This is a genomic window from Streptomyces sp. NPDC006643 (genome assembly GCF_042870175.1).
Taxonomy (GTDB): domain Bacteria; phylum Actinomycetota; class Actinomycetes; order Streptomycetales; family Streptomycetaceae; genus Streptomyces.
In genome coordinates this window covers 124,331-149,677 of record NZ_JBIAHA010000016.1, presented here as the reverse complement: position 1 = coordinate 149,677, position 25,347 = coordinate 124,331, and the positions used below count along the sequence as shown (strand labels likewise).

Annotated in this window: 28 protein-coding genes; 13 read left to right on the top strand and 15 right to left on the bottom strand. The window is 71.1% G+C overall.

Features of this window, described 5'->3' with window-relative positions; all coding sequences use genetic code 11:
* Window positions 1–4: 4 nt before the first annotated feature.
* From ACFYNU_RS22500 to ACFYNU_RS22490, 3 genes are all read left to right on the top strand, one after another.
* A complete protein-coding gene (locus ACFYNU_RS22500) occupies window positions 5–658 on the top strand; it encodes a hypothetical protein (protein WP_356591004.1) in 654 nt (217 codons plus the stop codon).
* 78 nt (window positions 659–736) lie between these two features.
* Window positions 737–1,627, top strand: a complete 891-nt coding sequence (locus ACFYNU_RS22495) for a DUF2268 domain-containing putative Zn-dependent protease (RefSeq protein WP_356591006.1) — start codon at window positions 737–739, stop codon at window positions 1,625–1,627.
* A gap of 10 nt (window positions 1,628–1,637) precedes the next feature.
* Window positions 1,638–2,438 (top strand): MerR family transcriptional regulator, encoded by an 801-nt coding sequence (locus ACFYNU_RS22490; protein WP_356591008.1) that lies wholly within the window; start codon window positions 1,638–1,640, stop codon window positions 2,436–2,438.
* Between the two features lie 53 nt (window positions 2,439–2,491).
* On the opposite strand, the gene ACFYNU_RS22485 is transcribed toward ACFYNU_RS22490, so the two are convergent.
* On the bottom strand, window positions 2,492–2,932 hold the full coding sequence (locus ACFYNU_RS22485) for a hypothetical protein (RefSeq protein WP_356591010.1): 441 nt from the start codon (window positions 2,930–2,932) through the stop codon (window positions 2,492–2,494).
* Between the two features lie 114 nt (window positions 2,933–3,046).
* Here ACFYNU_RS22485 and ACFYNU_RS22480 point away from each other — a divergent pair, with 114 nt between their 5' ends.
* Entirely contained in the window at window positions 3,047–5,035 is a 1,989-nt protein-coding gene (locus ACFYNU_RS22480; RefSeq protein WP_356591012.1) for an FUSC family protein, read from the top strand.
* A 36-nt stretch (window positions 5,036–5,071) separates the two neighbouring features.
* Here the strand turns inward: ACFYNU_RS22480 and ACFYNU_RS22475 are convergent, their stop codons facing one another.
* The 3 genes from ACFYNU_RS22475 to ACFYNU_RS22465 form a co-directional block, all read right to left on the bottom strand.
* Window positions 5,072–5,494 (bottom strand): ATP-binding protein, encoded by a 423-nt coding sequence (locus ACFYNU_RS22475; RefSeq protein WP_356591014.1) that lies wholly within the window; start codon window positions 5,492–5,494, stop codon window positions 5,072–5,074.
* A gap of 76 nt (window positions 5,495–5,570) precedes the next feature.
* Window positions 5,571–5,969: an RNA-binding S4 domain-containing protein gene (locus ACFYNU_RS22470; protein WP_356591016.1), complete on the bottom strand. Its 399-nt coding sequence runs from the start codon at window positions 5,967–5,969 to the stop codon at window positions 5,571–5,573.
* Between the two features lie 175 nt (window positions 5,970–6,144).
* Window positions 6,145–7,833, bottom strand: coding sequence for an ATP-binding cassette domain-containing protein (locus ACFYNU_RS22465; protein ID WP_356591018.1), 1,689 nt, complete (start codon window positions 7,831–7,833; stop codon window positions 6,145–6,147).
* A gap of 429 nt (window positions 7,834–8,262) precedes the next feature.
* Here ACFYNU_RS22465 and ACFYNU_RS22460 point away from each other — a divergent pair, with 429 nt between their 5' ends.
* Together ACFYNU_RS22460 and ACFYNU_RS22455 are read left to right on the top strand one after the other, a co-directional pair.
* On the top strand, window positions 8,263–9,138 hold the full coding sequence (locus tag ACFYNU_RS22460; RefSeq protein WP_356591020.1) for an NAD(P)-binding domain-containing protein: 876 nt from the start codon (window positions 8,263–8,265) through the stop codon (window positions 9,136–9,138).
* Between the two features lie 59 nt (window positions 9,139–9,197).
* A complete protein-coding gene (locus tag ACFYNU_RS22455; RefSeq protein ID WP_356591022.1) occupies window positions 9,198–10,547 on the top strand; it encodes a histidine kinase in 1,350 nt (449 codons plus the stop codon).
* Window positions 10,548–10,638: 91 nt separating this feature from the next.
* On the opposite strand, the gene ACFYNU_RS22450 is transcribed toward ACFYNU_RS22455, so the two are convergent.
* Window positions 10,639–12,705: a PhoX family phosphatase gene (locus ACFYNU_RS22450; RefSeq protein WP_356591024.1), complete on the bottom strand. Its 2,067-nt coding sequence runs from the start codon at window positions 12,703–12,705 to the stop codon at window positions 10,639–10,641.
* A gap of 329 nt (window positions 12,706–13,034) precedes the next feature.
* Here ACFYNU_RS22450 and ACFYNU_RS22445 point away from each other — a divergent pair, with 329 nt between their 5' ends.
* Window positions 13,035–14,483, top strand: a complete 1,449-nt coding sequence (locus ACFYNU_RS22445) for a VWA domain-containing protein (protein ID WP_356591026.1) — start codon at window positions 13,035–13,037, stop codon at window positions 14,481–14,483.
* A 76-nt stretch (window positions 14,484–14,559) separates the two neighbouring features.
* Here the strand turns inward: ACFYNU_RS22445 and ACFYNU_RS22440 are convergent, their stop codons facing one another.
* The 7 genes from ACFYNU_RS22440 to ACFYNU_RS22410 form a co-directional block, all read right to left on the bottom strand.
* Complete coding sequence (locus ACFYNU_RS22440; protein ID WP_356591028.1) at window positions 14,560–14,799, bottom strand: helix-turn-helix transcriptional regulator; 240 nt, start codon at window positions 14,797–14,799, stop codon at window positions 14,560–14,562.
* The gene (locus ACFYNU_RS22435) at window positions 14,799–15,383 is read right to left on the bottom strand and encodes a DUF2975 domain-containing protein (RefSeq protein ID WP_356591030.1); all 585 of its coding nucleotides are present in this window, start codon (window positions 15,381–15,383) and stop codon (window positions 14,799–14,801) included. Before ACFYNU_RS22435 ends, ACFYNU_RS22440 begins: the two co-directional genes overlap by 1 nt.
* Before the next feature lie 86 nt (window positions 15,384–15,469).
* Entirely contained in the window at window positions 15,470–16,645 is a 1,176-nt protein-coding gene (locus ACFYNU_RS22430) for a methyltransferase domain-containing protein (RefSeq protein ID WP_356591032.1), read from the bottom strand.
* Window positions 16,646–16,841: 196 nt separating this feature from the next.
* Window positions 16,842–17,342 carry a hypothetical protein gene (locus ACFYNU_RS22425; protein WP_356591034.1) on the bottom strand — a complete coding sequence of 167 codons (501 nt, stop codon included), beginning with the start codon at window positions 17,340–17,342 and terminating at the stop codon, window positions 16,842–16,844.
* A 166-nt stretch (window positions 17,343–17,508) separates the two neighbouring features.
* On the bottom strand, window positions 17,509–18,423 hold the full coding sequence (locus ACFYNU_RS22420; RefSeq protein WP_356591036.1) for an aminoglycoside phosphotransferase family protein: 915 nt from the start codon (window positions 18,421–18,423) through the stop codon (window positions 17,509–17,511).
* An 18-nt stretch (window positions 18,424–18,441) separates the two neighbouring features.
* The gene (locus tag ACFYNU_RS22415; protein ID WP_356591038.1) at window positions 18,442–18,708 is read right to left on the bottom strand and encodes a hypothetical protein; all 267 of its coding nucleotides are present in this window, start codon (window positions 18,706–18,708) and stop codon (window positions 18,442–18,444) included.
* Window positions 18,705–18,887, bottom strand: coding sequence for a hypothetical protein (locus ACFYNU_RS22410; protein ID WP_356591040.1), 183 nt, complete (start codon window positions 18,885–18,887; stop codon window positions 18,705–18,707). Before ACFYNU_RS22410 ends, ACFYNU_RS22415 begins: the two co-directional genes overlap by 4 nt.
* Before the next feature lie 122 nt (window positions 18,888–19,009).
* Here ACFYNU_RS22410 and ACFYNU_RS22405 point away from each other — a divergent pair, with 122 nt between their 5' ends.
* From ACFYNU_RS22405 to ACFYNU_RS22395, 3 genes are read left to right on the top strand one after another with little or no spacing between them, the layout of a single operon-like run.
* Window positions 19,010–19,858 (top strand): helix-turn-helix transcriptional regulator, encoded by an 849-nt coding sequence (locus ACFYNU_RS22405; protein WP_356591042.1) that lies wholly within the window; start codon window positions 19,010–19,012, stop codon window positions 19,856–19,858.
* Window positions 19,837–20,046: a DUF397 domain-containing protein gene (locus ACFYNU_RS22400; RefSeq protein WP_356591044.1), complete on the top strand. Its 210-nt coding sequence runs from the start codon at window positions 19,837–19,839 to the stop codon at window positions 20,044–20,046. The genes ACFYNU_RS22405 and ACFYNU_RS22400 overlap by 22 nt, the downstream gene beginning before the upstream one ends.
* Entirely contained in the window at window positions 20,039–20,236 is a 198-nt protein-coding gene (locus ACFYNU_RS22395; protein WP_356591046.1) for a DUF397 domain-containing protein, read from the top strand. Before ACFYNU_RS22400 ends, ACFYNU_RS22395 begins: the two co-directional genes overlap by 8 nt.
* Here ACFYNU_RS22395 and ACFYNU_RS22390 read toward each other — a convergent pair.
* Window positions 20,196–20,807, bottom strand: a complete 612-nt coding sequence (locus ACFYNU_RS22390) for a helix-turn-helix domain-containing protein (protein ID WP_356591048.1) — start codon at window positions 20,805–20,807, stop codon at window positions 20,196–20,198. The genes ACFYNU_RS22395 and ACFYNU_RS22390 overlap by 41 nt on opposite strands.
* A 162-nt stretch (window positions 20,808–20,969) precedes the next feature.
* On the opposite strand from ACFYNU_RS22390, the gene ACFYNU_RS22385 reads away from it, so the two are divergent.
* Window positions 20,970–21,734 (top strand): NAD(P)-binding domain-containing protein, encoded by a 765-nt coding sequence (locus tag ACFYNU_RS22385; protein WP_356591050.1) that lies wholly within the window; start codon window positions 20,970–20,972, stop codon window positions 21,732–21,734.
* 34 nt (window positions 21,735–21,768) lie between these two features.
* Here ACFYNU_RS22385 and ACFYNU_RS22380 read toward each other — a convergent pair whose 3' ends face one another.
* Window positions 21,769–22,206, bottom strand: coding sequence for a DUF6210 family protein (locus tag ACFYNU_RS22380; protein ID WP_356591052.1), 438 nt, complete (start codon window positions 22,204–22,206; stop codon window positions 21,769–21,771).
* Between the two features lie 265 nt (window positions 22,207–22,471).
* On the bottom strand, window positions 22,472–22,894 hold the full coding sequence (locus ACFYNU_RS22375) for a GNAT family N-acetyltransferase (RefSeq protein ID WP_356591054.1): 423 nt from the start codon (window positions 22,892–22,894) through the stop codon (window positions 22,472–22,474).
* 143 nt (window positions 22,895–23,037) lie between these two features.
* Here ACFYNU_RS22375 and ACFYNU_RS22370 point away from each other — a divergent pair, with 143 nt between their 5' ends.
* Both ACFYNU_RS22370 and ACFYNU_RS22365 read left to right on the top strand, forming a co-directional pair.
* A complete protein-coding gene (locus ACFYNU_RS22370) occupies window positions 23,038–23,499 on the top strand; it encodes a hypothetical protein (RefSeq protein ID WP_356591056.1) in 462 nt (153 codons plus the stop codon).
* A 9-nt stretch (window positions 23,500–23,508) separates the two neighbouring features.
* Window positions 23,509–25,317 (top strand): alpha/beta hydrolase, encoded by a 1,809-nt coding sequence (locus ACFYNU_RS22365; protein WP_356591058.1) that lies wholly within the window; start codon window positions 23,509–23,511, stop codon window positions 25,315–25,317.
* Window positions 25,318–25,347 lie beyond the last annotated feature (30 nt).

Here is a 25,347-nt window from a genome sequence, read left to right as displayed (position 1 = left end):
GGGCATGCTCAAGGAGTGGAACCAGCGGCGGGTCGCGCGCCGCGTCAAGCCCGGGGACGGCCGACCGCTGAAGCGTTTCCGCTGGTGGCAGCTGATGGGCCGGGTGCTGTTCTATCTCCGGCTGACATCGCCCGACGGCGGCCGGACCGTCTACGCCGTTGACGTCGGGCGCTGGGGGGACAAGGAGACGGGCGAGCTGAGGGCCGATCTGTATCTCGACGGCAGGCATCACGCCCGGTCCAAACTCCCTGCCGTCTTCCCCGTCCAGGGCGGCACCATCGAGGTGCGGATGAGCGCCTTCGGACTCAAGCGCTGCCACTACGTGAGCGACAAGGGGGCCGAGCGGCAGCTCGATCCGGACCCCGACTCCGCGGAAGGGCGCCGCGCGCGTCTGGAGCGGTCGCACCCCGCGCTGAGCCGCTGGATCGGTTTCGTCTCGGCGACCGTCCTGGTCATCGCCCTGCTCATGCTCATCCCGCAGATCGTCGAACCCCTCAGCGAGGTGCCGCCGGTCGCCGAACGCTTCGGAACGTTCGACTCACCGGTCGACCTGCCGGCGTGGCTCAACGCCACGGTCGTGGTCTGTACGGCGCTGGCCAGCACGGAGCGCGCGCTGCGCCTGCGCTACAGCCGTCTTCTCGACGGCGCGGTGGGCTGACGCCAGGAGCCGGGCCCGGAACGGGCGTTGCGGGTCCGGCTTGCTCCTCCCGTAACAGGAGGTTCTAGCGTCCGGCGCATGAAGATTGTCGTTCATGACACGGCGTCCGCCATGGCCGATCTCCTGCGCCGCCCGGTGGCACAACGGACCGACGCGCTACGGGACATGCTCAGCCCGCTCCGGCACGGGCTGACCCCCGTGCTCGGCGAGACGGACCTGGTCCGGACGCACCAGACGGGCAGTGGCTTCCGCGTCGACCGTGACGATCCGCGCCACCGGGCCGCGCTCGGGCAGATGCGGGACGCCGACGTGTGGGGGCGGATCGAGAGATGTCTCGCCGCCGCGTGGGGGCGGCTGAGCGCGGAGGCGCCCGGCGTCAGGAGCGCCGAGACCGTGCATGTCGTCCTCACGCTCGGCAATCCGGACGACGAGCACCTCACGGTCCGCAGTGCCGGTTACTTCGGCATGGGCGGCTTCCCGGGCGCGATCCTGCTGACGATGTGGCCCACCGCGACGAGCCTCGCCAAGATCGAGTACGCCGCCGCGCACGAGCTGCACCACAACGTGCGGTACGCCAATGTCGTCTGGGATCCCATGACCGTCACGGTCGGCGAACACGTCGTGGCCGAAGGGCTCGCCGAGGCGTTCGTACGGGAGTTGGCGGGCGAGGACGCCATGGTCCCGTGGGCGACGGCGCTGCGCGGCCCCGAACTGGACGACGCCTACGCCACAGTGACCGCCGGTATCGATGTGGCGGGGATGGCGAATCTGCCCGCGTACGTCTTCGGCGACGCCACCGCCCGCGCCATGGGCCACGAGCCCGTCGGGCTGCCGGACTTCGCCGGATACGCGGTCGGTCTGCGGATCGTGGACGCCCATCTCGCGGCCACCGGTCTGACCGCCGCCCGGAGCGTCGCGCTGCCGGTGCGTGACATCCTCACCGACGCGGGCGTGCCGACCGCTGCGTAAGGTGCGGGAGATGGTGACGAACGAGGGTGACGGGCACGCCGTCGGCCGGACCGCCGCGCTGGTCGGCGTCAGCGTGAAGACCCTGCACCACTGGGACACGATCGGTCTGGTCCGGCCCGGCGCACGCACCTGGGCCGGGCACCGCCTGTACTCGGGCGACGACATCGCCCGGATCCACCGGGTCCTCGTCTACCGCGAACTCGGCTTCCCCCTCGCCGAGATCGGCCGGATCCTCGACGACCCCGCCGCCGACGCCCGCGACCATCTGCGCCGCCAGCGCGCACAGCTCGCGGACCGGATCGCACGCCTCCAGAAGACGCTCGGCGCGGTCGATCACATGCTGGAGGCGTCGAAGCCCGGGATCCGGCTCAGCCCGGAGGAACAGGTCGCGATCTTCGGCGACGACTGGGAACCCGCCTGGGTCGAACAGGCCGAGGACCGCTGGGGCCAAAGTGCCCAGTGGGCGCAGTACGCGGAACGGGCCGCCGGGAAGACGCCGGAGGACTGGCGGGACATCGCCGCCGCGACCGAGGCGCTGAACACCGCGCTCGCCGCCGCCGGGCGCGCCGGTGTCGCCCCCGGCTCGGCCGAGGCGAACGCCCTCGCCGAGCGGCACCGCGCGTCGATCTCCACGTACTTCGACTGCACGCACTCGATGCACGCGTGCCTCGGGCGGATGTACGTCGGCGACGCCGGCTGGACCGCCTTCTACGACGCGCTCGCGCCGGGCCTCACCGGCTGGCTGCGCGACGTGATCTTCGCCAACGCCGAGGCGCACGGCGTCGACCCGGAGACCGCCGGCTGGGAGTGACCGGCGGGAGGCGCCGCGCCCGGCACGTTCACCCGCCCGCAAACCCGCCCCGCTCATCTCTCCCGCGTGTGGAAGAAGTAGAACGTCGCGATCGCCGCCGCCCCGCCCACCGCCAGGCCGATCCCGGACGACCGCAGCACACTCGCGTACGTGAGGCTGTGCAGGAAGCCCACGGAGACTCCCGCCACCACGCCGAAGGCCGCCGCCCGCAGCTCGGGCTGGATGGTCGTGGGCAGTCGCATCAGCAGGAAGACCAGGCCGGCCAGCACCAGGCCGGAGACCACGCCGAGGGTGATCTGGAGTGCGTTGAGCGGGTTGCCGTGGCGCTGGATGAACGGTGCCCAGACGCCGTACAGGATGCCCAGCGTGACCGGCACCGCGATGGTGCGGAGGGGGACCGGGAGCCGCGTGCGCCCGGGGAGACGCGACAGGCGCGACGGGCGTGCGTGCCGGGGGCCGGTCGTGGTCCTGGACGTCGGTGCCTGAGTGGCCATGGCAGAGAACTCCTCCCGCTCGCCCCTCTTCCAGGGCACACCCGCCACCGCTCCCCGGCAACTCGGACGGCCCGGGGCTGACAGCCCCGGCCCCCATACGTCACTGTGACCACCGTGATCCCTCCCCGCCCCACCCGGCCGACAGCCCGGCTCACGCCTCCCGAGTGGCTGCTCAGCGGCCTGCGCCCGAAGGCCGCCCCCATCCCCTGGGCCGCCGTCGTCCGCGCCTCCGTCGCGCTGACCGCGCCGCTCGCCGTGGGGCTGGCCCACGACCGGCCCGCCTACGGCGCCCTCGCCGCCATGGGCGCCCTGTACGGCGTGATCAGCGACACCGCGGACGCCTACCGGCTGCGGATACTGAACATCGCGATCCCCCAGCTCCTGGGTGCGCTCGGGGTCACCCTCGGCACCCTCGTCTTCGACCGCGGCTGGCTCGCCGTCGCCGTGCTGACCCTCGTCGCGCTCGTCTCCGGGATGATCTCCTCGATCGGCGCGGTGGCGTCCGTCTCCGGGCTGCTCCTGCTCATCAACGCCGTCGTCGGCGCCGGTCTCCCGATGCCCGACCCCTGGTGGGTGGCGCCGCTGCTGTTCGCCTGCGGCGGGCTCTTCGTGCTGCTGCTGTCGCTGCTCGGCTGGCCGTTCCGGGGGCGGATCGCGGAGCGGACCGCCGTCGCCGACGCCTACCGCGCCTGCGCCGATCTGCTGGAGTCCGCGGCCCGTGAGGGCGGCGACTACGACGCGAAGCGGCAGGCCGTCACCGAGGCGCTCAACCAGGCGTACGACCTCGTCCTCGCCCGCCGCGCCCGCGACCACGGCAGGCGCAGCCCCCTCGTACGGCTGCTGTCGCAGCTCAACGTGCTCATCCCGCTCGTGGAGGCCGCCCCCGCCGCGCAGTTGCGGCGCCGCCCGCTGCCGGACGCGATCCCGGCCGCCGTACGGGAGTTGGCCCGGGCCGTCGAGACCAGCACGCTCGGCGACCCCGACCTCGATCTGCCGGCCCCCGGGACTCCCTCCGAGCGCGCCGTCGATGTCGCGCTGCGGCGCGCCGCGTCCGTCGTGCACAAGGCCGACCCCGACCCGTACAACGTCGACGACCGCCTCGGCCGCCCCGCCGCGCTCGGCGTCCGGATCCGGCGCGCCGGGCGTGATGTGCTGCTCAGCGAGTCGTCGTGGCGGTACGGGCTGCGCCTCGCGCTCTGCATCGGTCTCGCGCAGTCCCTGGTCTCGCTGATCGACGTACCGCGCTCGTACTGGGTCGCCCTCACCGTCACCTTCGTCCTCAAACCGGACTTCGGCTCGGTCTTCTCACGCGCCGTGCTGCGCGCGCTCGGCACGGCCGCCGGTCTCGTGGTCGCCGCCGCCGTGCTGTCGCACGTACCGCGCGGCTGGTGGGACGTACCGGTGATGGTGGTGCTCGCCGCGTTCATCCCGGCGCTCTCCGCGAAGAGTTACGGCTTCCAGACGGCGGCCATCACACCCGTGATCCTGCTGCTCTCCGACGTGCTCAACCACGAGGGGTTCGCGCTGGTCGTCCCCCGGCTCGTGGACAGCCTCATCGGCTGCGCCATCGCCCTGGTCGCGGGCTATCTGCTCTGGCCGGAGAGCTGGCACACCCGGATCGGCGACCGGCTCGCGGACGCGGTCGAGGACACGGCGGACTATCTGACGTACGCGTTCGGCCCGACCGCCGGTCTCACGGAGGCGGAGACGGCGGCCAACCAGGCCGAGCGCGTACGGCGGCGGCGTGTGATCTACCGCGATCTGTCCGTCGTACGCAGCGAGTTCCAGCGCGCCCTCACCGAGCCGCCGCCCACCGGCACCCGCGCCGCCGCCTGGTGGCCGCTGGTCGTGGCGCTGGAGCGGATCATCGACGCGACGACGGCGGCGCGGGTACGCGTCAACCACGGGGCGCCGCCGCCGGGCGCGGCCGAGATCGCCGACGCGGAGAGGCAGTTGCGGGAACTGGCGGCGCGGGTGCGCTCCAGTGTCGTCCTGGTGGACGTACGCAAGGGGTGGTCGCCGGCCGACGACGAGAAGGGGGTACTGGCGCCGCTGCGGCAGGAGTTGCGGTCGGCGCAGGCGATCACGTCCCAGCGCCGCTGACGGCGCCGGCGCCGGGGACCGTGAACACTCCCGCGCTCAAGGTGCCTTCAGCGTCACCCAGACCCGCTTGCCGGGGCCCTGCCTCGGCGCCACCCCCCAGTCGTCCGCCAGCGCCGCGACCAGCGCCAGCCCGCGCCCGCACTCGTCGATGGGATCGGGCCTGCGCGGCCGGGGCAGCGAGTCGCCCGCGTCCTCGACCTCCAGCCGCAGCAGCCCGTCCGCCCGGTGCACCGTCACCACGATCTCCCGGCCCGGCGGCGACCCGTGCCGCACCGCGTTGGTGACCAACTCCGACAGCAGCAGCGCGGCCGTGTCGCCCAGGTCCCCCGGGAGGTCCCCCGGCACGGTCAGAAGCCCGGACAGCGCCTCCCTGGCACGGGCGACGCTGCGGGGGTGGCGGGGGAGTCGGAGCCTCAGGTGCTGGTCACAGTCGTGGTTCATGAAGATGACCTTCCCCACGACAACGACTTTTACTTTCCGTGCACATGAGGTGACTGTGTGCGGTTACGCTTCGCTCCTCCGTGGCGCCGTGGCCTCAGTGCCCCTGGAGTTCGTCCAGGATCCGCCGTTCGCGCTTCGTCGGGCGGCCCGCGCCGCGCTCCCGCACCGCCACCGGCCCCGCGAACTCGCGGGGCGGGGGCGGGGGACTGTTGTCGACGTAGCACTGCACGGCCACCGGGGCGCCCACCCGTTTGCGTACGACACGGGTGAGCACGACGACCCGCTCGCGCTCCGCGTGCCGGAGCCGGATCTCGTCACCCGGCTTGATCGCGTACGCGGGTTTCACCCGCTCGCCGTTGACGCGGACATGGCCCGCGCGGCACGCGGACGCCGCCTGGGACCGGGTCTTGGTCAGCCGCACCGACCAGATCCAGACGTCGGCGCGTACGGTGCCCTGGTCCCCGGTCCCGGCGTGAGCTTCAGCAGCGGCCATGCCCCCGAGCTTACGAGCTCGACGACGCGTGCGGAACGCCGCTCACCGCGAGGGCCCCGAGCGCGCGGGACGCGGCGCCGTACGAGTACCCGCGAGCCGCCGCGCGAAGGCACGGGCGGCCGATCCGGACGGTTCACCGATTCAGCGGTTCAGCGGTTCAGCCGGTTCAGTCGGTTCAGTCGGCCGTGTTCCCGGCGCTGTCGCCGCGGTCCGACAGCGCGTCGCGCACCTCGTCCGCCGATGTCTCCCGCAACTCCTCCCCGACCACCAACCAGCGCGTGATCCCCACCGATTCGAGGAACGGCAGATCGTGGCTCGCGATCAGCAGCGCGCCCTCGTACGACTCCAGCGCGCCCGTCAGCTGCCGCACGCTCGCGATGTCGAGGCTGTTCGTCGGCTCGTCCAGCATCAGCAGCTGCGGGGCGGGCGCGGCGAGCATCATCGCCGCGAGCGCCGCGCGGAAGCGTTCACCGCCGGAGAGCGTGCCGGCGAGCTGTTCGGCCCGCGCGCCCTTGAAGAGGAAGCGCGCGAGTTGTGAGCGGATGTGGTTGTCCGTGGTGCCGGGTGCCAGGCGGGCGACGTTCGCCGCGACGCTCAGCTCCGGGTCGAGCACGTCGAGACGCTGCGGCAGGAACCGCGCCGGTACGTGGACGTCCGCCTCGCCGGACAGCGGCGCGAGGTCCCCGGTGAGGGTGCGCAGCAGGGTCGTCTTGCCGGAACCGTTGCGTCCGACCAGCGCGATCCGTTCCGGGCCGCGTACGTCGAGCGTCGCTTCCCGCAGCCGCCCGAAGCGGGGCCGTACCTCGCGCAGCGTCAGCACCGTACGGCCCGCGGGCACGGCGGTGCCGGGCAGGCTCACCCGGATCTCGTCGTCGTCGCGGATCGCGTCCGCCGCCTCCTCGCGCCGCTCGCGGGCGTCGCTCAGCCGCTCCTCCGCCAGGACCCGCGACTTGCCCGCCGATTCCTGCGCGGCGCGTTTGAGTCCGCCCGCGACGATCCGGGAGGCCTTGCGCTGGGCGTTGAGTTTCTTGTCCTGGCGCTGCCTGCGCGCGTTCTTGATCTGGGTCTCCTCCAACTCCCGCTTCTGGCGCCGTACGTCGGCCTCGGCGGTGCGCAGCATGCGGCCCGCCGCCTCCTGTTCGGTGGCGAGGGCTTCCTCGTACGCGGACCAGCCGCCGCCGTACCAGCTCACCGACCCGGAGCGCAGCTCCGCGATCCGGTCGACGCGCTCCAGCAGTTCCCGGTCGTGGCTGACCACGACGAGCACGCCGGAGCGCCAGGAGTCGACGGCTTCGTACAGCCGGTCGCGGGCCGGCAGGTCAAGGTTGTTCGTCGGCTCGTCGAGCAGGAGGACGTCGGGCCGCTCCAGGAGCAGCGCTGCCAGGCGTAGCAGGACCGTCTCGCCCCCGGAGATCTCGCCGACGGTGCGGTCCAGGTCGATCGCGCCGAGGCCCAGGGAGCCGAGCATGGCGACGGCGCGCTCCTCGACGTCCCAGTCCTCGCCGACCGTCTCGAAGTGTTCCTCGCGTACGTCTCCGCTCTCGATGGCGCGCACCGCCGCGCGGCGCTCCGCGATGCCGAGTGCCGCCTCGACGCGCAGGCCGGTGTCGAGGGTGATGTTCTGCGGGAGGTGGGCGAGGCTGCCGCCGACGGTGACCGAGCCGCCGGAGGGGCGCAGTACGCCCGCCAGCAGCTGGAGGAGCGTGGTCTTGCCGGTGCCGTTGGTGCCGACGAGACCGGTGCGGCCCCGGCCGATGCTGAGGGACAGCCCGTCGAAGACGGGGGTGCCGTCCGGCCACCGGAAGGAGAGCGCGGAGCAGGTGAGGGAGGCGCTGGGGGTGCTGGGGGGCGGGGCAGTGGACATGTTCGTGGTCCTCGCGGGCGCGGTGGGATGGGGGCGTCGTATGCGAGCACCACGTGGCGACCGGGCCTGAGCCGGAAAGGGGGATGCGGCTGTCCGGGAGACGGGAATCCAAGCGGCGGGAAATCCGAGAGGCCCGGGACGGCACATGCATCGAGGTCGCATTCACGCGGGCGTACGGGCGCAGACCGGGGCCTGGAGCCGTACCACGTGATGATCGCGAACCTCAGATGCGCAACGTCCACCTCTATCGGAGACAACAAGGACGCCGCCCACGATAGGCGAGGCGGCCGGGGGAGGGCAACGAGTTTCGGATCTTCACTAAATAGAGCGTTCGCTCTAGTGAGGTGCTAGCCTCGTCGCCGGATAGAACGATCACTCCAGAGATCCGGGGCGATTGCCCCAACCACCCGAAGGACAGAAGGAGTTGTGATGCGCAAGCAGTCGGTCACCGTCATCGGACTGGGCCCGATGGGACGGGCGATGACCAGCGCGTACCTGGACAGCGGCCACCCCGTGACCGTGTGGAACCGGACCGGCGGCAAGGCCGACGGCCTGGTCGCCCGGGGCGCCACCCTCGCCGCCACCCCGGCCGACGCGCTGTCCGCCGCTGAGTTCGTCGTCATCAGCCTGACCGACTACGACGCGATGTACGCGGTCCTCGGGTCCGCCACCGACGCCCTGCCGGGCCGGACTCTGATCAACCTCACCTCGGACACCCCCGACAAGGCGCGGGCGGCGGCCACTTGGGCGGCCGGCCACGGTGCGCGGCACCTCACGGGCGGTGTGTCGGTGTCGCCCGCCGGGATCGGCAAACGGGACTCCGTCACCTTCTACAGCGGCCCGAAGAGTGTGTTCGAGGGCGCCCGGGAGGTGCTGGAAGTCCTCACATCGACCGACTACCGGGGCGAGGACCCGGGGCTGGCCGCGCTGTACTACCAACTCCAGATGGGTGTCTTCTGGACGACGTCGCTGGCCTTCCTGCACTCCCTCGCGGTCGCCGACGCGCACGGCATCACGGCCGCGGAAATGCTGCCGTACCTCTCCGGCACGGCCGCCTCGATGCCGGACTTCTTCGGCTTCTACACCCCGCGCGTCGACGCGGGCGAGCACCCCGGCGACGTCGACCGGCTCGCCATGGGCGTCGCGAGCGTCGACCACGTGGTGCGGACGTCCGAGGACGCCGGGGTCGACCCCTCGCTGATCGCTGCCGTCCTGGCGGTCTTCGAGCGGGGCATGGCGGCCGGGCACGCCGACGACAGCTTCACCAGCCTGATCGAGAGCTTCCGCAAGCCCGCCGCCCACTGAGCCGTCATGGCCCGGGCGAGGCGTTTCGCCGTCCGACGGCGCCCGCTTAGGCTCGGGCCATGACCGACCCCGGCCGGCCGCACCGCGACAGGGACAACCACAGGGACGACCACGCCGGCGACAGCGGCGAGCGCGACTCCGTACCGAGGTCGATACTGCCCGGCGCGCTGGCCTTCCCCGGCGGGAGCGGCGACGGCGGCCGTCCCGCCGGCCCCGTCCGCCGCACCGCCCGTGACTGGACCGTCGACGCTCTCGCCTTCGCCTGGGCCGCGGGCATCTGGGCGCTGATGGCCAGCCGCCTCGACACCTACGACTACCTCCCGGACTGGCTCCTCGCCCTGGACGCGCCGCTCGGCGCGGTCGCCTGCCTCGCCCTCTGGTGGCGCCGCCGCTTCCCGCTCGCCCTGGCGCTGATCCAGGTGCCCGTCGGCGCCCTGACCAACACCGGCACCGGCGCGGGCATAGTGATCATCCTCAACCTCGCGCTGCGCGTCCCGTGGCAGCGGTCGCTGCCGGTGCTGTGCCTGATGATCGCGGCCGTCACCCCGTACGTACTGATCTACTCCGTCCCGCACGAGGGCGGCTGGGCCGCCGCGGTCTTCGTCCTCGCCTACTTCCTGGTCTTCTTCGCCTGGGGCAGCGCGCTCCGGGCCCGCCGGCTGCTCGTACTGAAGCTGCGCGAGGACGCCGACCGGGAGCGTACGGAGCACGCCCGCCGCCTCGCCGAGTCCAGACGCGCCGAACGCACCGCCATCGCACGCGAGATGCACGACGTCCTCGCCCACCGGATCTCGCTGCTGTCCGTGCACGCCGGAGCGCTCGCGTACCGCACACGGAAGTCCGAGGCGGGCTCCGGCGTGCGGCTGACCGGCGCCGAGATCGCCGACAGCGCGCAGGTCATCCGGGACAACGCGCACCAGGCGCTGAACGAGCTGCGCGACGTCCTGTACGTGCTGCGCACCGACACCGACACCGACAGCGGTGAACCCGCCCCGCCGCAGCCGAAGATGGCCGATCTGCTGGATCTCGTGGCCGAGGCGCGGGCGGCGGGCCAGACGGTGGACTACGGCGCGGAGATCGGCCCCGAGTCCGAGGCGCCCCGGCCCCAGCTCCAGCGCACGGCCTACCGCGTGGTCCAGGAGGGGCTGACCAACGCCCGCAAGCACGCGCCCGGTTCACGGGTGAGGGTGAGGGTGTACGCGGGCCCGCCGCGTGACGAGGTGACGGTCGAGGTCAGCAATCCGCTGCCGGCGGGGCTGGCCGAGTCGGAGATCCCCGGCGCGGGCGCGGGCCTCACCGGTCTGCACGAGCGCGTCGAACTGGACGGCGGCACACTGCGGCACGGCTCGGTGGACGGCACGTTCACGTTGAGCGCGCGGCTGCCGTGGCACTCGCCGCCGGGCAGATGACCCCGCGCATCCGCAGATGACGATCGCCGGACGGGCTGGGAACAGCCCGTCCGGCGATCGGAGACGTCAGATGTGTCAGACGTCAGGTGACTCAGACGCCGATGTCGCCGCCGTCCTTGCGCCAGACCGCCACGACCGCCGGGCGGACCATCTTGCCGCGCCCGTCGGGCCACGCGCTGAGCGGGTTGTCGACGGTGGCGCCGTCGATCTCGCCCGGGTGCTGCACCGCGACCAGGACGCGCCGGTCCTGGATGATCGGGCCGCAGGTCTCCGCGCCGTTCGGGACGGTGAGGAACTGCTTCAGCTCACCGCGCCGCTCGCCCTGCGTCGCCACGCCGAACAGGCCGTCGTGCGAGCCGAGCTGGGCACCGTCGGTGGAGATCCACAGGTTGCCGTGGTCGTCGAAGGCCACGTTGTCCGGGCACGAGATCTGGCTGACCTTGTCCTTCGGGAAGCCCGCGAAGTAGGTCGCCGGGTCCTTCGGGTCACCCGCGACCAGGAACAGCCGCCAGGCGAAGCCGTCGCCCGCCGGGTCGTCCCAGTTCTCGGCCAGCTCCAGGATCTGCCCGTGCTTGTTGGCCTTGCGCGGGTTGGCCTCGTCCGCCGGGGCCTTGCCCGCGGCGCCGCGGTCGGTGTTGTTGGTCAGCGCGACGTACACGCGACCGGTGCGCGGCGAGGGCTCGACGTCCTCGGGGCGGTCCATCTTCGTGGCGCCGACCTTGTCACCGGCCAGGCGCGTGAAGACGTACACCTCGTCGGCGGTCATGCCGGGCACGTGCGACACGTCGCCGGTGGCGAGCGGGATCCACACGCCCGAACCGTCGAACTCGCCGTCCTTGGGCAGCTTGCCGCTGCCGTCGATGTCTTCGACGGGGCTGTCGCCGGTCAGCTTCGCGACGTACAGCGTGCCCTCGTCCAGCAGCGTCAGGTTGTGGTCGCGGGCGGCGCGGCTGTTGCCCTTCTTCATCGCCTTGGACGACACGAACTTGTAGAAGTAGTCGAACTTCTCGTCGTCGCCCATGTAGACGACCGCGCGGCCGTCGGCGGTGAGGCGCGGCTGCGCGGCCTCGTGCTTGAAGCGGCCGAGCGCGGTGCGCTTGCGCGGCGTGAAGTCGGGGTCGTACGGGTCCAGCTCGACGACCCAGCCGAAGCGGTGCGCCTCGTTGGGCTCCTTCTTCAGGTCGAAGCGCTTGTCGAACCGCTCCCACTTGCGCTCGGTGGCGGCGGTGCCGATGCCGTAACGCTTGTCGGTGTCGCTCGATCCGTTGGCGAAGTACTGGTTGAAGTTCTCCTCGCCCGACAGGATCGTGCCCCACGGGGTGGTGCCGCCGGCGCAGTTGTTGAGCGTGCCGTAGACCTTCTTGCCCGAACGGTCGGCCGACGTGCGCAGCAGGTCGGAGCCCGCGGCCGGGCCGGTGAGCCGGAACTCGCTCGTGACGGTGATACGGCGGTTCAGCTCGTGGCGCGGCACGACGGTGAGCTTTCCGCTGCGCGGCTGCTCGTCCACCACGACGACCGACAGGCCGTGCGCGGCCCAGGCGATCTCGACCTGCTCGCGGGTGGGGTTGTCGGCGTCGTAATCCTTGAACATCAGGATTTCGTCCGTGTACTCGTGGTTGGCCACGAGGAGCTGCTTGCCGCGCTCGCTCTTGAGCGGCAGCAGGCTCAGGAAGTCGTTGTTGTAGCCGAACTGGCCGGCCTGCGCCTTGGCGGTCTGCTTGTTCGGGTTGAACTCGGGGGCGCCGCGCAGGATCGGGTCGCCCCAGCGGACGACGATGTTCTGCGTGTAGCCGTCGGGGACGGTCACCTTGTCGGCGGTGTTGGGCGCGACCGGCGTGAAGCGCAGCCCACGCGCGCCGTCGGGCTTCTTGCCGCCCTTGCCGTGGCCCTTGTCGGCCCCGACCAGAGGGGTGGCGGAGGCGGGGGTGTTGCCGGTGCCCGCGACGATCGCGGTACCCGCGGCGGCGGCGACGGTCACCACGGCGGCGCCGCGCATGATCGACCGGCGGGAGAGCGCACCCGCTATGACGTCGCCGACGTACTCGTTGTCACTGGTGTTGGGCGTCTCGTGGAAACAGGCGTCACCACAGCGGTAACGGCAAGTCATGGCGGAACGTCCGCCGGGGTGCGAGTTGAGCAGCGGCAGCAGTTTGCGCACTTTCCCCTCCGGTGGGCTTTGCTCGGCGCGCCCTGCGCCGACAATGTGTCGGGATATGTACGGCGGCGACGCTATGCGCGTAGGCACCCGGTTCAGCGGCCTGAAGATGAACACGGAATGAATGTGCGTCGACCGGGGTCCTGAGGCCGCCACACGGCCACCACATTCCAGGTCCCGGGGCGCCCCTGCCGGAGCGGGCGCCAAGTGGCCGCTAACCTTACGTATCCGCCGTGGCCAGGGAAGCTGAGTTCCGGTCGGGGTATGCCCCCGGATCCCCTGTTCCAAGTACGGATATATGCCGCACCCAACTCATCTGAAAGGCCTCGCCCATGGGCATTCGGAGCTTGCTGCGCAAGGTGTTTGGTCGCGAGCGTGCGGAGCGTGACGAGTCGGCGGCCACGACGGTACCGGCCCAGACCGAACGTACGCATCAGCCAGAGCCCTCGACGCCAGTCACCTCGACGACGACCACGACCACGACGACGGCCACGGTGCCCGCACCGGCCAAGGAGCCGTCACCCGCCGCCTCTTCGGGAGTGACGGCGGAGAAGTCCACGACGAAGACGAAGACGGAGCCGCCGAAGGCGGAGCGGTCGGAGGCGGAGAAGGCCGACGACCTGGTCGCCGCGGCGTTCGACAACCCGCGTACGTCGACGCCGGAGCCGAGCGTCCCGGCGCAGACGAAGCGGGAGGAGCCGAAGACGGCGACGGTCCCGGCGCAGGCGGCGCCCGTGCCCGAGCCGGTGAAGGCGCCCGAGCCGGAGCCGGTGGCGCTGCCCGAGCCGGAGCCGGTCGCGGAGGTCGTACCCGAGCCGGTGGTCGTGCCCGCCCCCGAGCCCGAGCCGGTGGTCGTCCCCGAGCCCGAGCCCGTGGCCGCGGTCGTCGTACCGGAACCCACCCCGGAGCCCACCCCCGCGCCCGAGCCCGTCGTCGTACCGGAGCCGGAGCCGGTCGCGGTGGCCGAGCCCGTCGCGGCCCCCGAGCCCGTCGTCGTACCCGAGCCCGAGCCGGTCGCCGCCCCCGAGCCGGTTGCCGCCGCCGAGCCGGTCTCCGCCGTCGCCCCCGCCCCCGCCCCGGCCGCCGCCGGCAAGCCCGCGCACTCCCTCGCGCAGGTCAACACCCGCGCGCCCGGCCTTGTCGACGCGTACAAGGCCGCCGGCGCCGCGCTCAAGGACCTCGGCCTCGCCGGTGAGCGGGCGACCGTCTACCTCGTGCTCGACCGTTCGGGTTCGATGCGCCCCTTCTTCAAGGACGGCAGCGCCCAGCGCCTCGGCGAGCAGGCGCTCGCGCTCTCGGCGCAGCTGGACGAGAAGGCGACCGTGCAGATCGTCTTCTTCTCGACCGAGATCGACGGTACGGGGGAGGTCTCCCTCTCCTCGTACGAGAACCGGGTGGACGAACTCAACGCCGGACTCGGCCGCATGGGCCGGACGAACTACGCCGCCGCGGTGGAAGAGGTCGTCGCCCTGCACGAGAAGGCCGGCAACCCCGGCCCGGCGCTGGTGATCTTCCAGACGGACGGTGCGCCCGAGGCAAAGCTGGTGGCGGAGAAGGCGTTCGCCGAGGCGGCGAAGCTGCCGCTGTTCTGGCAGATCGTGGCGTTCGGCGAGCGGGAGGCGAAGGGCTTCGACTTCGCGAGGAAGCTCGGCGCGGACGCGAAGGCCGCGAACGTGGCGTTCTTCCACGCGGGCCCGGCGCCGAAGGACCTCCCGGACACCGAGCTGTACGCCAACCTGCTCGCGGCGCTGCCCGCCTGGTGGGCGGCGAACAAGGCCTGATCGCACCCGAGACACCACGAGACGCGCCCTCCGGTGAACGACGACGGAGGGCGCGTCTCGTTGCCGGGCCACCGCCCTACGGCGCCGAAGGCCCCTCGGGATCGTGCGTGATCAGGTCTCCGGGCTGGCACCGCAGGACCTCGCAGATCCTCGACAGGGTGGAGAAGCGGATGGCCTTGGCCCGCCCGTTCTTCAGTACGGACAGATTGACGACGGTGATCCCGACCCGCGCGGACAGTTCGGTGAGCGTCATCCCGCGCTCGGCGAGGATCCGGTCGAGATGGATCTGGATCCCGTGAAGTTCCTCTTCGGCCATCAAATGGTCCCTTCGAGGTCCTCTCGCATGCGCACACCCTCACGCATGATCCGCCCCATGATCACCGCGGTGAGCCCGGCGAGGATCAGCACCTGCGGCCCGGCCACCTCCGGCCCCGACCCCACGATCGGCGCCATGCTGTCCACCAGCCAGGACTGCGACCACCCGACGACGAGCCCGGCCAGCGGCGTACCGACGGTGACGGACCAGCCGAGCACGGAGAGCCGCCGCGCCACGGTCCCGGTGAAGGGCCCCTCCCGCACGACGGCCTTCATCAGCAGCGAGAACAGCAGCAGCGCGACGAACCCGAAGAGCAGCCACGGGAGTTCACCCCCGAGGTCGGCGGCCCGCTGCCCCACGGAGGGGCCTTCCTGACAGAGCCGCGCGGCGCTGCTGGACGCGTCAACGCCCTTGCCGACTGGCAGTCCGCCCTCCAGCGCGGCGTTGGCCCAGAAGCCCGTCCGCACGCAGATGTCGCCGTCGTCGGCCATGCGTATGGCGCCCTTGCCGAGGAACGCGAGCCCGGAGAGCACCGCCAGTACGAAGGTCACCGAGGCCAGGGTCCTCGTGAGTCGCGTGTCCATCTCGCCGCTCCTTATCGATTCTCGATATGCCAAGACGCGAGGAGCATATCGTTATTCGATAGGTCCATGGCAAGGGGCTGCGACGATTACGTCCCGTCACCACCGCCCCAGGACCGCGCGCTCCCGTCCGGCCCGACGGTGAGCCCGAACCGCTCGACACCCGGCCGACCCCGCCCGGCCCACCACGTCACGGCGGCCTCCACCTCGTCCCAGAGCCGGCGCGGCCCCGACTGATGGACAGTTGAGGCCGTCTCCCCCGCGCGGAACTCGGCGACGGCCCACGACCGGCCACCGCCCAGATCGAAGAACCACGCCTTCCCGGCGGCCTCGCCGGTCCGGTTGACGACATGGGCGCAATCGGGCACGCGAAGCCCGGCGACGAACCGCACGGATTCGTACCGGCCTCCCAAGTCCCCCAGGGTGAGGGTCGTTCGGGACACATCGGCGTCACCGGGGAAGTCGGGGCCCGCGGGTACGTACGCGCGGAATCGGTCCCAGTCCAGCCGCTGGTCACGCAGCTTCATGAACTCGACCATGCGCAGGAACGGCCCTTCCGCCCCGCCGTCGTCCCCCACGGTCAGCCGGAGGAGCGCGTCCTGGTCGCTGTAGTGCGTGCCCCACGGGGCGAGGACGACCCCGCCGGGCCGGGTCTGTGCCAGCCAGCGGGGCGGCAGCGCCCGTACGCCCGCCGTGGCGATCACCCGGTCGTACGGCGCCGGGCCCGGCCACCCGTCCCGCCCGTCCCCGTGGACCACCTCGGGCCCCAGCCCCACGCGCGCCAGCGCCGTCCGGGCCCGCGCGACGACCTCGGCGTCGATCTCGACGCTCGCCACGTTGCCGCCGCCCAGCCGGTGGGCGAGCAGCGCGGCGTTCCAGCCGGTACCGGTGCCGATCTCCAGCACCCGCATGCCGTCACGTACGTCCAGGTCCCGCAGCATGGCCGCCACGACGGACGGCATGCTCGCGGAACTGGTCGCCACGACCCCCGGCTCGGCGCCGCTGTGCCGGCCGTCGTCCCACTGCGTCACGAGCGGCACATTCGCGTACGCGGCCCGCTCCCACGCGTCGGGTTCCTCGACACGGGACACGGGCACGCTGCGCCCGGTGCCCATGTCGTACACCCAGACAAGATCCGGCAGGAACCACGCGCGCGGCACGGCCCTGAAGGTCTCGGCCCAATCGTCCGTCAGGGCACCGCTGTCAAGGAGAGACCGCACCAGCTCCCCACCGGCGCGGTCGTCCCGCTCAGAGCTGAGCGTCACTTGCGATGGCCGCCGTCGCCGTCCCCACCGGTCCTCACGATCGCTTCAGTCATCGTCGGACCTTCCTTTCACGACATGTACGGACCCGTCGGGCGGAGTGCCGAACTGGGTCATTCGACCCGGCCCCACAAGGGCCGGGAGTCTACGGTCGCTCGGCGAGGCACTGACGTCGCTCGTGGGGAGGCCGTGCGACTGGCTAGTGCTTCTGCCTCTTCCTCGGTTCAGTGCTCTGGCTGTTGCCCTGGCTCGCACGTGAACTCGAAGCGGCCGAGCTGTTCGATCGCCGGCTTTCACGCACCGCCCTGGATCGGCGATCCGTCGCCGGAACGGTCAGCTGTCCCGGCGGCTGGGCCGCCACAGCGGTCCTTCGGCTTGCAGTCGTCGATGAATCCGGCTCCGGAGGCGTCGCGGACTGCCGCCGCAGGACCGGCGGAATCAGCTCCGGACGGTACGCTTCCGGCCGGTAGTGATAGTTGTGTGCCTGACTGTACCGGGGATGCATTTCAGCCATTTCGCTGAGAATCCCGGCCGCTTGCGGCGTATCTCCGAGACGGGTGGACTGCATTTGCAGATCCAGATACGTCAACTGCATGGCCCAGAAGTTCTCGAATTCCCTGAGATCCATGAACTCGTTATCCCAGAGGGGATTGTCCTGGGAGGGATCCCCCTGATAATCCGGCATCGACGCGTCGTCCATGGCTGCTCCTTCGGTGTAGTGACGGGGCTGGTGGCGTCCGGCTGCACTCGACAGCCGCCCCTACTACGGTCGAAGACATCCCGCGGTTCACGCGCACCCGCCGGAACGGACGACGCCCGGATTCCTCCCACCCTCCAATTGGAAAGCAGCAGGCCGCCCGGCACTCCTACGTCGATTCCAGAACGCGGCCGAGTGTCCGCCGCCCCATCGTGCTCATCGTGGGATTGCTTTCGACGTAGTACCAGACCAGCCCCATCGCCTGTGCGAACGCCCACGCCTTTCCGCGCTCCCAGGTCAGGTCGTCGCAGCCCAGCTCGCGCCGGAGCACATCCCGCGGCCCCCGGTCCAGCAGATGCCACCCGCCGACCAGATCCAACGCCGGGTCTGCCGGGGCGAATCCGCCCGTGTCCAGGACGCCCCCGAGCCGGGACGGCCGATCACTCACGACCAGCACGTTGCCCGGTATCAAGTCGCCGTGGCTCATCACATCGGCCCCCGTGCGCCCCAGCTCCCGCAGTTCGCTCCACACCTCCCGCAGCCGGGGCACGTCGAGCAAATCCCCGCTCTCCTCGAAGCACTTCTCGATCCACCCGTCGTGCTGCGTGAGTTCGCCGCCCCGCCCGCCGCCGCTGAAGACCCGTCCCCGCGTGGGCGCCGTGCGCAGAGCGGCGATGAACACCGCGAGGTCCCGCGCGAAGGCGTCCGACCCACGCAGACCGGCGTCGGCGTCGGCGTCCGAGGCGACCGTTCCCGGCAACCACGTCTGCACCGACCACGGCATGGGGTAGCCGGCCCCGGGCTCCCCCAGGGCGACGGGTTCCGGTACGGGGAACGGGGACACCCCCGCCAACTCCGCGCTCGCCTCGGCCTCCCGCTCCAGCAGCGCCAGCACCTCGGCGGGCTCGGTCAGCCGCAACGGGAAACGGGCGGAGAGATCGTCCCCGACCCGGAAGATGGCGTTCACCGTCCCCGCCGACGGCAGGAACCGGATCTCCTTGCCGCGCCACTGCGGGAACTGTTCCCGGATCAACTCCCCGACCGTCTCCGCGGTCACGTCCACTTGATCGTCGTGCATGGTCATCGCGTCAGACTTCCACACTCAAATGCCGCCCCGCCGACTGTTTCGGTTGCGCTCCGCGAGGCGCACGCTCAGCTCCGACGGAGGCGGCACATAGTCCGGGCACTTCGGATTGCCGCACTGGCACTTGGGCCAGGCCAGCGCCGCGCCCGGCCCGAGAATCTGTTCCGTGTCGGCGTCGCCGTCGCCGTCACCCTTGCTGTCGAGTTTCCGCACCACCAGCACCCCATCCGTACCGAACGCACTCATCAACCGGGACAGAAACCGCCGCGCGTCACTGCCGCTCATCCGGCCACCCGCTTCAGTCCTTGTTCAACGCGCCGCAGCAGCTCAGGTGTCACCGGTGCGTACACACGGGGGACAACCTCCGGTACGAGCCGCCAGAAACCGCCCGCGTGTACGACGGATTCCAACTCGGCCAGATCGGTGACGACGCGGGACGGCGTTCGAGTGTCAGGTTCGAACATAAGAGGGACGCACCTTTCCGTCATTGCGCAACTACGTTCCGTGCATCAAGAATCGGCAGATACGGCCCTGTCCAAAAGGGCTCGGCCATAGCCCGGTTGGCGTGGGACACAGGGGAGTTGTCATGGGCGCACGGAAGTCGAACGCAGGTCAGAGGCCGTCGGCCCGCCAAATGCTCGCGAAGGAACTGGCCCGGCTACGGGAGGAGTCGGGCAAGTCACTGGCGCAGTTGGGTGAAGAGACGACGTATGACCGTGCGTACTTGCACAAGCTGGAGACGGGGGCGCGGGTGGGGTCACCGGAGGTGATCGCGGCGTTGGGGGCGGTGTACGGGACGGCGGCCGAGCATCTGACGATGCTGTGGGTGCTCGCACGCGAGGACGCGTTCGCCGACAAGTACAAGCTGTTCATGCAGTTGGAGGCGAAGGCCAGGGTTCGGTACGAGTACGGGGTCGGCGCCATTCCGGGCTTGCTCCAGACGGAGGGGTACGCCCGTGAGGTGTTCGAGGCGACGCGCCCCCGCGACGAGAACGAACTGTCGGAAGAGGTCGCCGCGCGACTGGGTCGCCAGGACTTGCTGCGCCGCGAGGACGCACCCCACTTCCGCGCGATCCTGGACGAATCCGTACTGCGCCGCAAGACTCGCGACCCGAAGGAGTGGAGGAAGCAACTTCAACAACTGCTGGAAGCAAGCCAGTTGCCAAACGTCATGCTTCAGGTGTTGCCTTTTGATGCGGGGCCGCACGCCCTGCTGGGCACGTCGGTCACCATCCTCTGGCTTCCGGACGGCAGGGCCGTCGCGTACACGGAAGACGCTCACTCGGGGACGCTGATCGAAGATCCGTCAGAGGTCGAGAAACTCCGCCTGTCCTACGATCTACTGAGGGACTTGGCCCTGTCGCCACGTGATTCCGTGGCGTTCATTGAGCGACTGCTGGAGGAGAAAACACCATGCGCCCCCGACCCGACCTGAGCACCGCCCAATGGCGTAAGTCCAGCTACAGCAACGGCGACGGCGGTAACTGCATCGAGGTCGCCGACGGGCACGCCGGCGTCATCCCCGTCCGCGACAGCAAGACCCCCACCGGTCCGGTGCTCCTCATCAACCCCGCCGCCTGGGGCGACTTCGTCGCTTTCGTCGGCGACCGCGCCAATGGCTAGCCCGTGGCGTAAGTCCAGTTACAGCAACAGCGACGGCGGCAACTGCATCGAGGTCGCCGACCAGCACCCCGGTCTCGTCCTCGTACGCGACAGCAAGACCCCCACCGGCCCGGTCCTCGTTCTCACCCCCGCCGCCTGGTCCGGTTTCCTCACCTACGCGCGGGCAGCGGTTCGGGGTTGCGGCTGCTGAGGCCGTCCAGGGAGATGCGCAGGAGGCGGTGCCACTGGCCGGGGTGGGTGTCACCGGTCAGCTGGACGGCTTGGCTCAGGGATGTGAGCAGCAGGACGAGGTCCGCGGTGGTGACGTCGGCGCGCAGAAGGCCGGCGTCCAGGCAGCGCGTGCGCAGGTCGTCGATGACGGTGTCGCGCTGCTGGGCGCAGTCGACGGTGGCGGCGTAGCTCTCGACGAGAGCGCGGTTGTGGGACTGGTTGGTCAGGGTCTGCTCGAAGAAGCCGGTCAGGGCCTGCCAGGGATCTTCGGTGGCGGCGGCCGTCCGGTGGGCGGCGGTCAGCCAGGACGTGAACATCTGCTTCAGGACGGTGGAGAGCAGGTCGTCCTTCGTGGGGAAGTGGCGGTAGAGCGTCCCCATGCCGACGCCGCTGCGGCGGGCGATCTCGCGGACGTCCGCCGTGATGCCCTGCTCGGCCAGGACGGCCGTGGCCGCGTCGGTGATCGCGGCGCGGTTGCGCTCGGAGTCCGCTCGGCGGGCGCGCCTGGGAGGCTGCGCGGGTGTGGGAACGGGCTGGTCGGCAGAGGGCACGGCGCTCAGCTTACAGCGGCCCCCGACTCTTAACGGAGCACGCGCTCCGGTTGTGTTACGTTCAAGAGGAGCGCTTGCTCCGGTTCGGGATCCCGCCTGCCCCGGCTCTTGGGCGGAACCACCGGCGGACCGGACCGTCCGCAACCTGAGGAGACCCTTCCCATGGCAACTCTTGGCTTCATCGGCAGCGGCAACATCGGCACGAAGCTCGCCCGGCTCGCCGTCGCGGCGGGCATCGACGTCGTCCTGTCCAACTCGCGCGGGCCCGAGACCCTGGCCGACGCGGTGGCGGAACTCGGCGGGCGGGCCCGGGCGGCGACGCCAGAGGAGGCGGCACGGGCGGGCGACTGGGTGGTGGCGAGCATTCCGCTGGGCGCCTACCGGCAGCTTCCCGCCGCCCCGCTGGCAGGCAAGATTGTGTTCGACACGATGAACTACTACCCGTTTCTCGCCGGCGCCATTGAGGTGCTCGACTCGGGCAGGACCACCTCCAGCGAACTCGTCCAGGAGCACCTGGCCGGCGCGAAGCTCGTGAAGGCGTTCAACAACATGAACGAGCAGCACATCCTGCCGCTCGCCCGTCCGGCGGGCGCCCCCGACCGTAGCGCGCTGCCGATCGCGGGCGACGACGCGGAGGCGAAGGCGAGCGCCGCCGCCCTGATCGACCGGCTGGGCTTCGACACCGTCGACGTCGGCCCCCTGGCCGAGAGCTGGCGCTTCGAGCCGGAGACCGACGCTTACGTGAAGCCGTACTACGCCGACCCGGACGCGTACTGGGCCACGTGGCTCAAGTTCGGCGAGGCGATCCGCTCCGGCGGCCCGATGCTCGCCATGCCGGTGGACCCGGGGGCTCCGGCGCCCGCGGACCGGCTGCGTACGCTGCTGGCGCGGACGCCCCGCAAGCTCACCGCCGACCGGGTGGTGTGACGCCCTGATGAGTTTCGGCGTGCTCGGCCCGACCTCACAGTGGTCTGACGCGTCTGGCCGACCAGACCAGGAGTCCGGGGCCGTCGGGCGTGTGCACCGGCAGCCACGCCTCGTCGGCCTCGGTCAGCCGGGTTTCGTCCAGGCGTAGTGGGTGGGGCGTCTCCGCCGTGCCGTCGCACAGCCAGTAGCGGACGGCACCGACGGCCGCCCGCAGGGCGTCCAGCTCCGCCCCGGCCCAGACATGGTCTCCGGCCCCGCCGCCCCGGAACGGCTCGAAGACCGCAGCCAGGGCGTCGACCCTGTCCGACCCTCCGGACAGGGGCACCAAGTAGCCCTCGGCCTGGCCCTGCCGGCGCGAAGTGCCGCCGTACTCCTGCTGGTAGACGACACCCGTGGGTGCCTCGACCACCACATGCGTCCAGTCACCGCCGGTGCCGTCGGGGTCGATGAAGACGAAACGCGGAGAGGGCATACTCCGCAGTCTCCAACGTCCGGCCCCGAACGGAGACGACACGCCCAGGGAACTTCACCCTGCCCGTAGGGTGAAGTTCCATGGAGATGGACATCGCCGCGTACGAGCAACGCGCGCCAACTCCCATCTGCACTGGCACATCGCCGCGTTGCCGCCCGGGTGCCGCCGGAGCGGCAGCAGTATCACGCGCTGATGACCGAGAACGGGGTGCTGGCGCCGACCCCCGAAGAGGTCGCCGACCTGGCCGCGCGAGTGCGGGCCGCGGTCAGAGCGGTCTGACCCAGCGGCTCCACTGCTCCTGCGCCTCGTAACCCGCGTCGCGCCAGGCGTGTCGGGCGAGTTCGTTGTCGTCCAGGACCATCGCGTCGGCCCGGCGGCCACCGAGTGCCACGAAGCGTTCGTGCGCGGCGGCGAGCAGCGCGGCGGCGATGCCCCGGCGGCGGTGGTCCGGGTCGACGGCCAGCCGGTAGAGGTGGCAGCGCCAGCCGTCGTAACCGGCGATGACCGTGCCGACAACGGCCCCGTCGTGGGACTCGGCCACCAGCAGGGCCTGCGGGTCGCGGACGATCAGACGCGTGACCCCGTCCAGGTCGTCCGTGATGCTGACGCCCTCGGCGGACCGCGCCCAGAAGGCCAGCAGCGCGGGGACCTCGGCGAGACCGGCGGGGCGGATCGTGACCTTGTTCATGGCCGCTGTCTAGCAGGACCGCGGACGGCCGGGCCGACAATTCCACCCGTCGGACACGCCTTTCGCGACACAGGCGTTGTCGACCCACTACGCTCTCCTGGCTCATACGTAACGCCGTGTCCGACAGGAGGGGGAACGCGCGGATGGCGTGGGACGAGTGGGAGGGACTCAAGGCCGATGTGGCGGCCCGGGGTTCCACGCAGATGCAGCTCAACCAGTATCCGGCCGACGACGGCGCCGGCGGCGGTAACCCGTTCTCCGACAGTCTGAAGTCGGACAAGAAGGTCTGGGTGAAGGCCGGCGAGGGCGTCACCGGGCTGAAGGCCGACATCACGAAGGCGTTGACCGCGCTGGAGAACGGACAGGCCGGGCTCGGGGAGACCAGCGGCTGCCAGAGTGCCGCCGCGCAGAAGGAGTTGTACGACTCCTGGAAGAAGTACGTCGGCGACGTGAGCGCCCGTTGCGGTGAACTCGGCGGGCTGCTGGAGAGGTCGGGCCACGACCTCGCGAAGTCCGACGAGTCCGTGCTGAACGACATCGACCAGCTCAAGGTCAAGTACGCGGACACCGAGGCCGTCGGCGGCCAGGCGCCGAAGGGACGGTGATCGGCGGTCATGGATCTCGCGACGCTGAAGAGCTTCAAACCGTCGGAATACGAAGAGGCCGCCGACGGCTACCGGACGACCGGTGACATGGCCAGTGCCGCCAAGGACACGATCAACAACCGCATCACCGCGGGGATCAGCGCCCAGTTGAAGGGCGCGGCGGCCACGGCCGCCCTGCGCGAACTCGGCAATCTGTCGAAGAACTTCCACTACGCGCAGACCGAGTGCGGACTGGTGAGCACCGCGCTGACCGGCTTCGCCTTCGACATGGCCGCCGCGAAGCGGAAGCTGGACGCGGCCGTCGCGGACGCCGAGGCCGACAACTGCTCGGTGCGGCAGGACGGTTCGGTCGGCTACCCCGCCGGCAGGAAGCCCGGCGCGGAGAAGGACGAGCCGGGCGGCACGGTGTCCGGGAGCGCCGGGGGCAGCCCGACGTCCGACGCGCTGGAGCGGCAGGCGGCGGGCATCCACCCCAATCCGTACTACGGCAGGGCGATGGCGTACGCGAACCGGATCGCCGACGCCGTGAAGGAAGCCACCGACGCGGACGCCAAGTGGGCCCCGAAACTGCGCGCGTTGAAGGCCGACGACGATCTGACCGTCTCCAAGGCGGACTGGGCCGACGCGCAGTCGGACATGGGCGGGGTCCGCGAGGCGGGCCAGAGCTATCTCGACTCGCTGCCGCAGGTCCCCAAGGACGGCACCCCGGCGCAGAACGCCGAGTGGTGGAAGAAGCTCAGCCCGGAGGAGCAGGCGGCATGGCTCGCGCTGCGGCCGGACACGGTGGGGGCGCTCGACGGGCTGCCCGCGACGGTCCGCGACGAGGCGAACCGCGTCGTCCTGGAGGAGAAGCGGGGCCAGCTCCAGATGGAGCTGGACGCCATGCCCAAGCCGCCCGCCAACGAGTGGACGTGGATCACCGCGGGGATGTACCCGTCCAAGGTGCACACCGACGAGTGGATGGCCTGGCACAACAAGTACGGGGACCGGTACGAGCAGCTCAACAAGTCCCTCAAGGGCATGGGCAGCATCCAGGACCGGTTCGACCGGACCGGTCAGCGCGGTCTGCCCGAGGCGTACCTCCTCGGCTTCAGCCCGGAGGGCAACGGCCGCGCGATCGTGGCCAACGGCAATCCGGACACGGCCGACCACCAGGCCGTCTATGTGCCGGGCACGACCTCGAACCTGGGCGGTATCGGGGGTGACATCGGCCGGATGGAGAATCTGTGGCGCGTGGCCGCCGGTGCCGAGAACGGCTCGGTGTCCACGATCACCTGGCTCGGGTACGACGCCCCGCAGGACATCGTCAAGGACTCGCCGTTCAGCCACTACGCCAATGACGGCGCCCCGGCCTACAACCGCTTCCTCGACGGGCTCGACGCGTCGCGTACGGCCGAATCGGACCCGCACCGTACGGCGGTCGGCCACTCGTACGGCACGACCCTGATCGGATCGGCGGCCCGGCAGGGTGATCTCAACGTGGACGACGTGATCCTCGCGGGCAGCCCCGGCGTACAGGTGAGCAACGCCGATCAGATGGACGTCCCGAAGGGGCACGTCTGGAACCAGGAGGCGAAGGGGGATGTCGTGCCGGACGTCGGACGCTTCGGGCACGGCGGGACCGACTGGCACGGGGCCTTCACCACGCCCAGCGACGAACGCTTCGGCGCCAACCAGTTGCAGACGGACACCGAGGGCCACAGCGATTATTGGAAAGAGAGCACCGACAGCCTGCGGAACCAGGGGCTGGTGGTGGCGGGCAAGGGTGACGACGCCGAGCTGAAGCCGCCGCCGGACCACTACAGGTACACGAAGTAGGAAAGAAGCCCCCGATTGAAGACCAAGCTG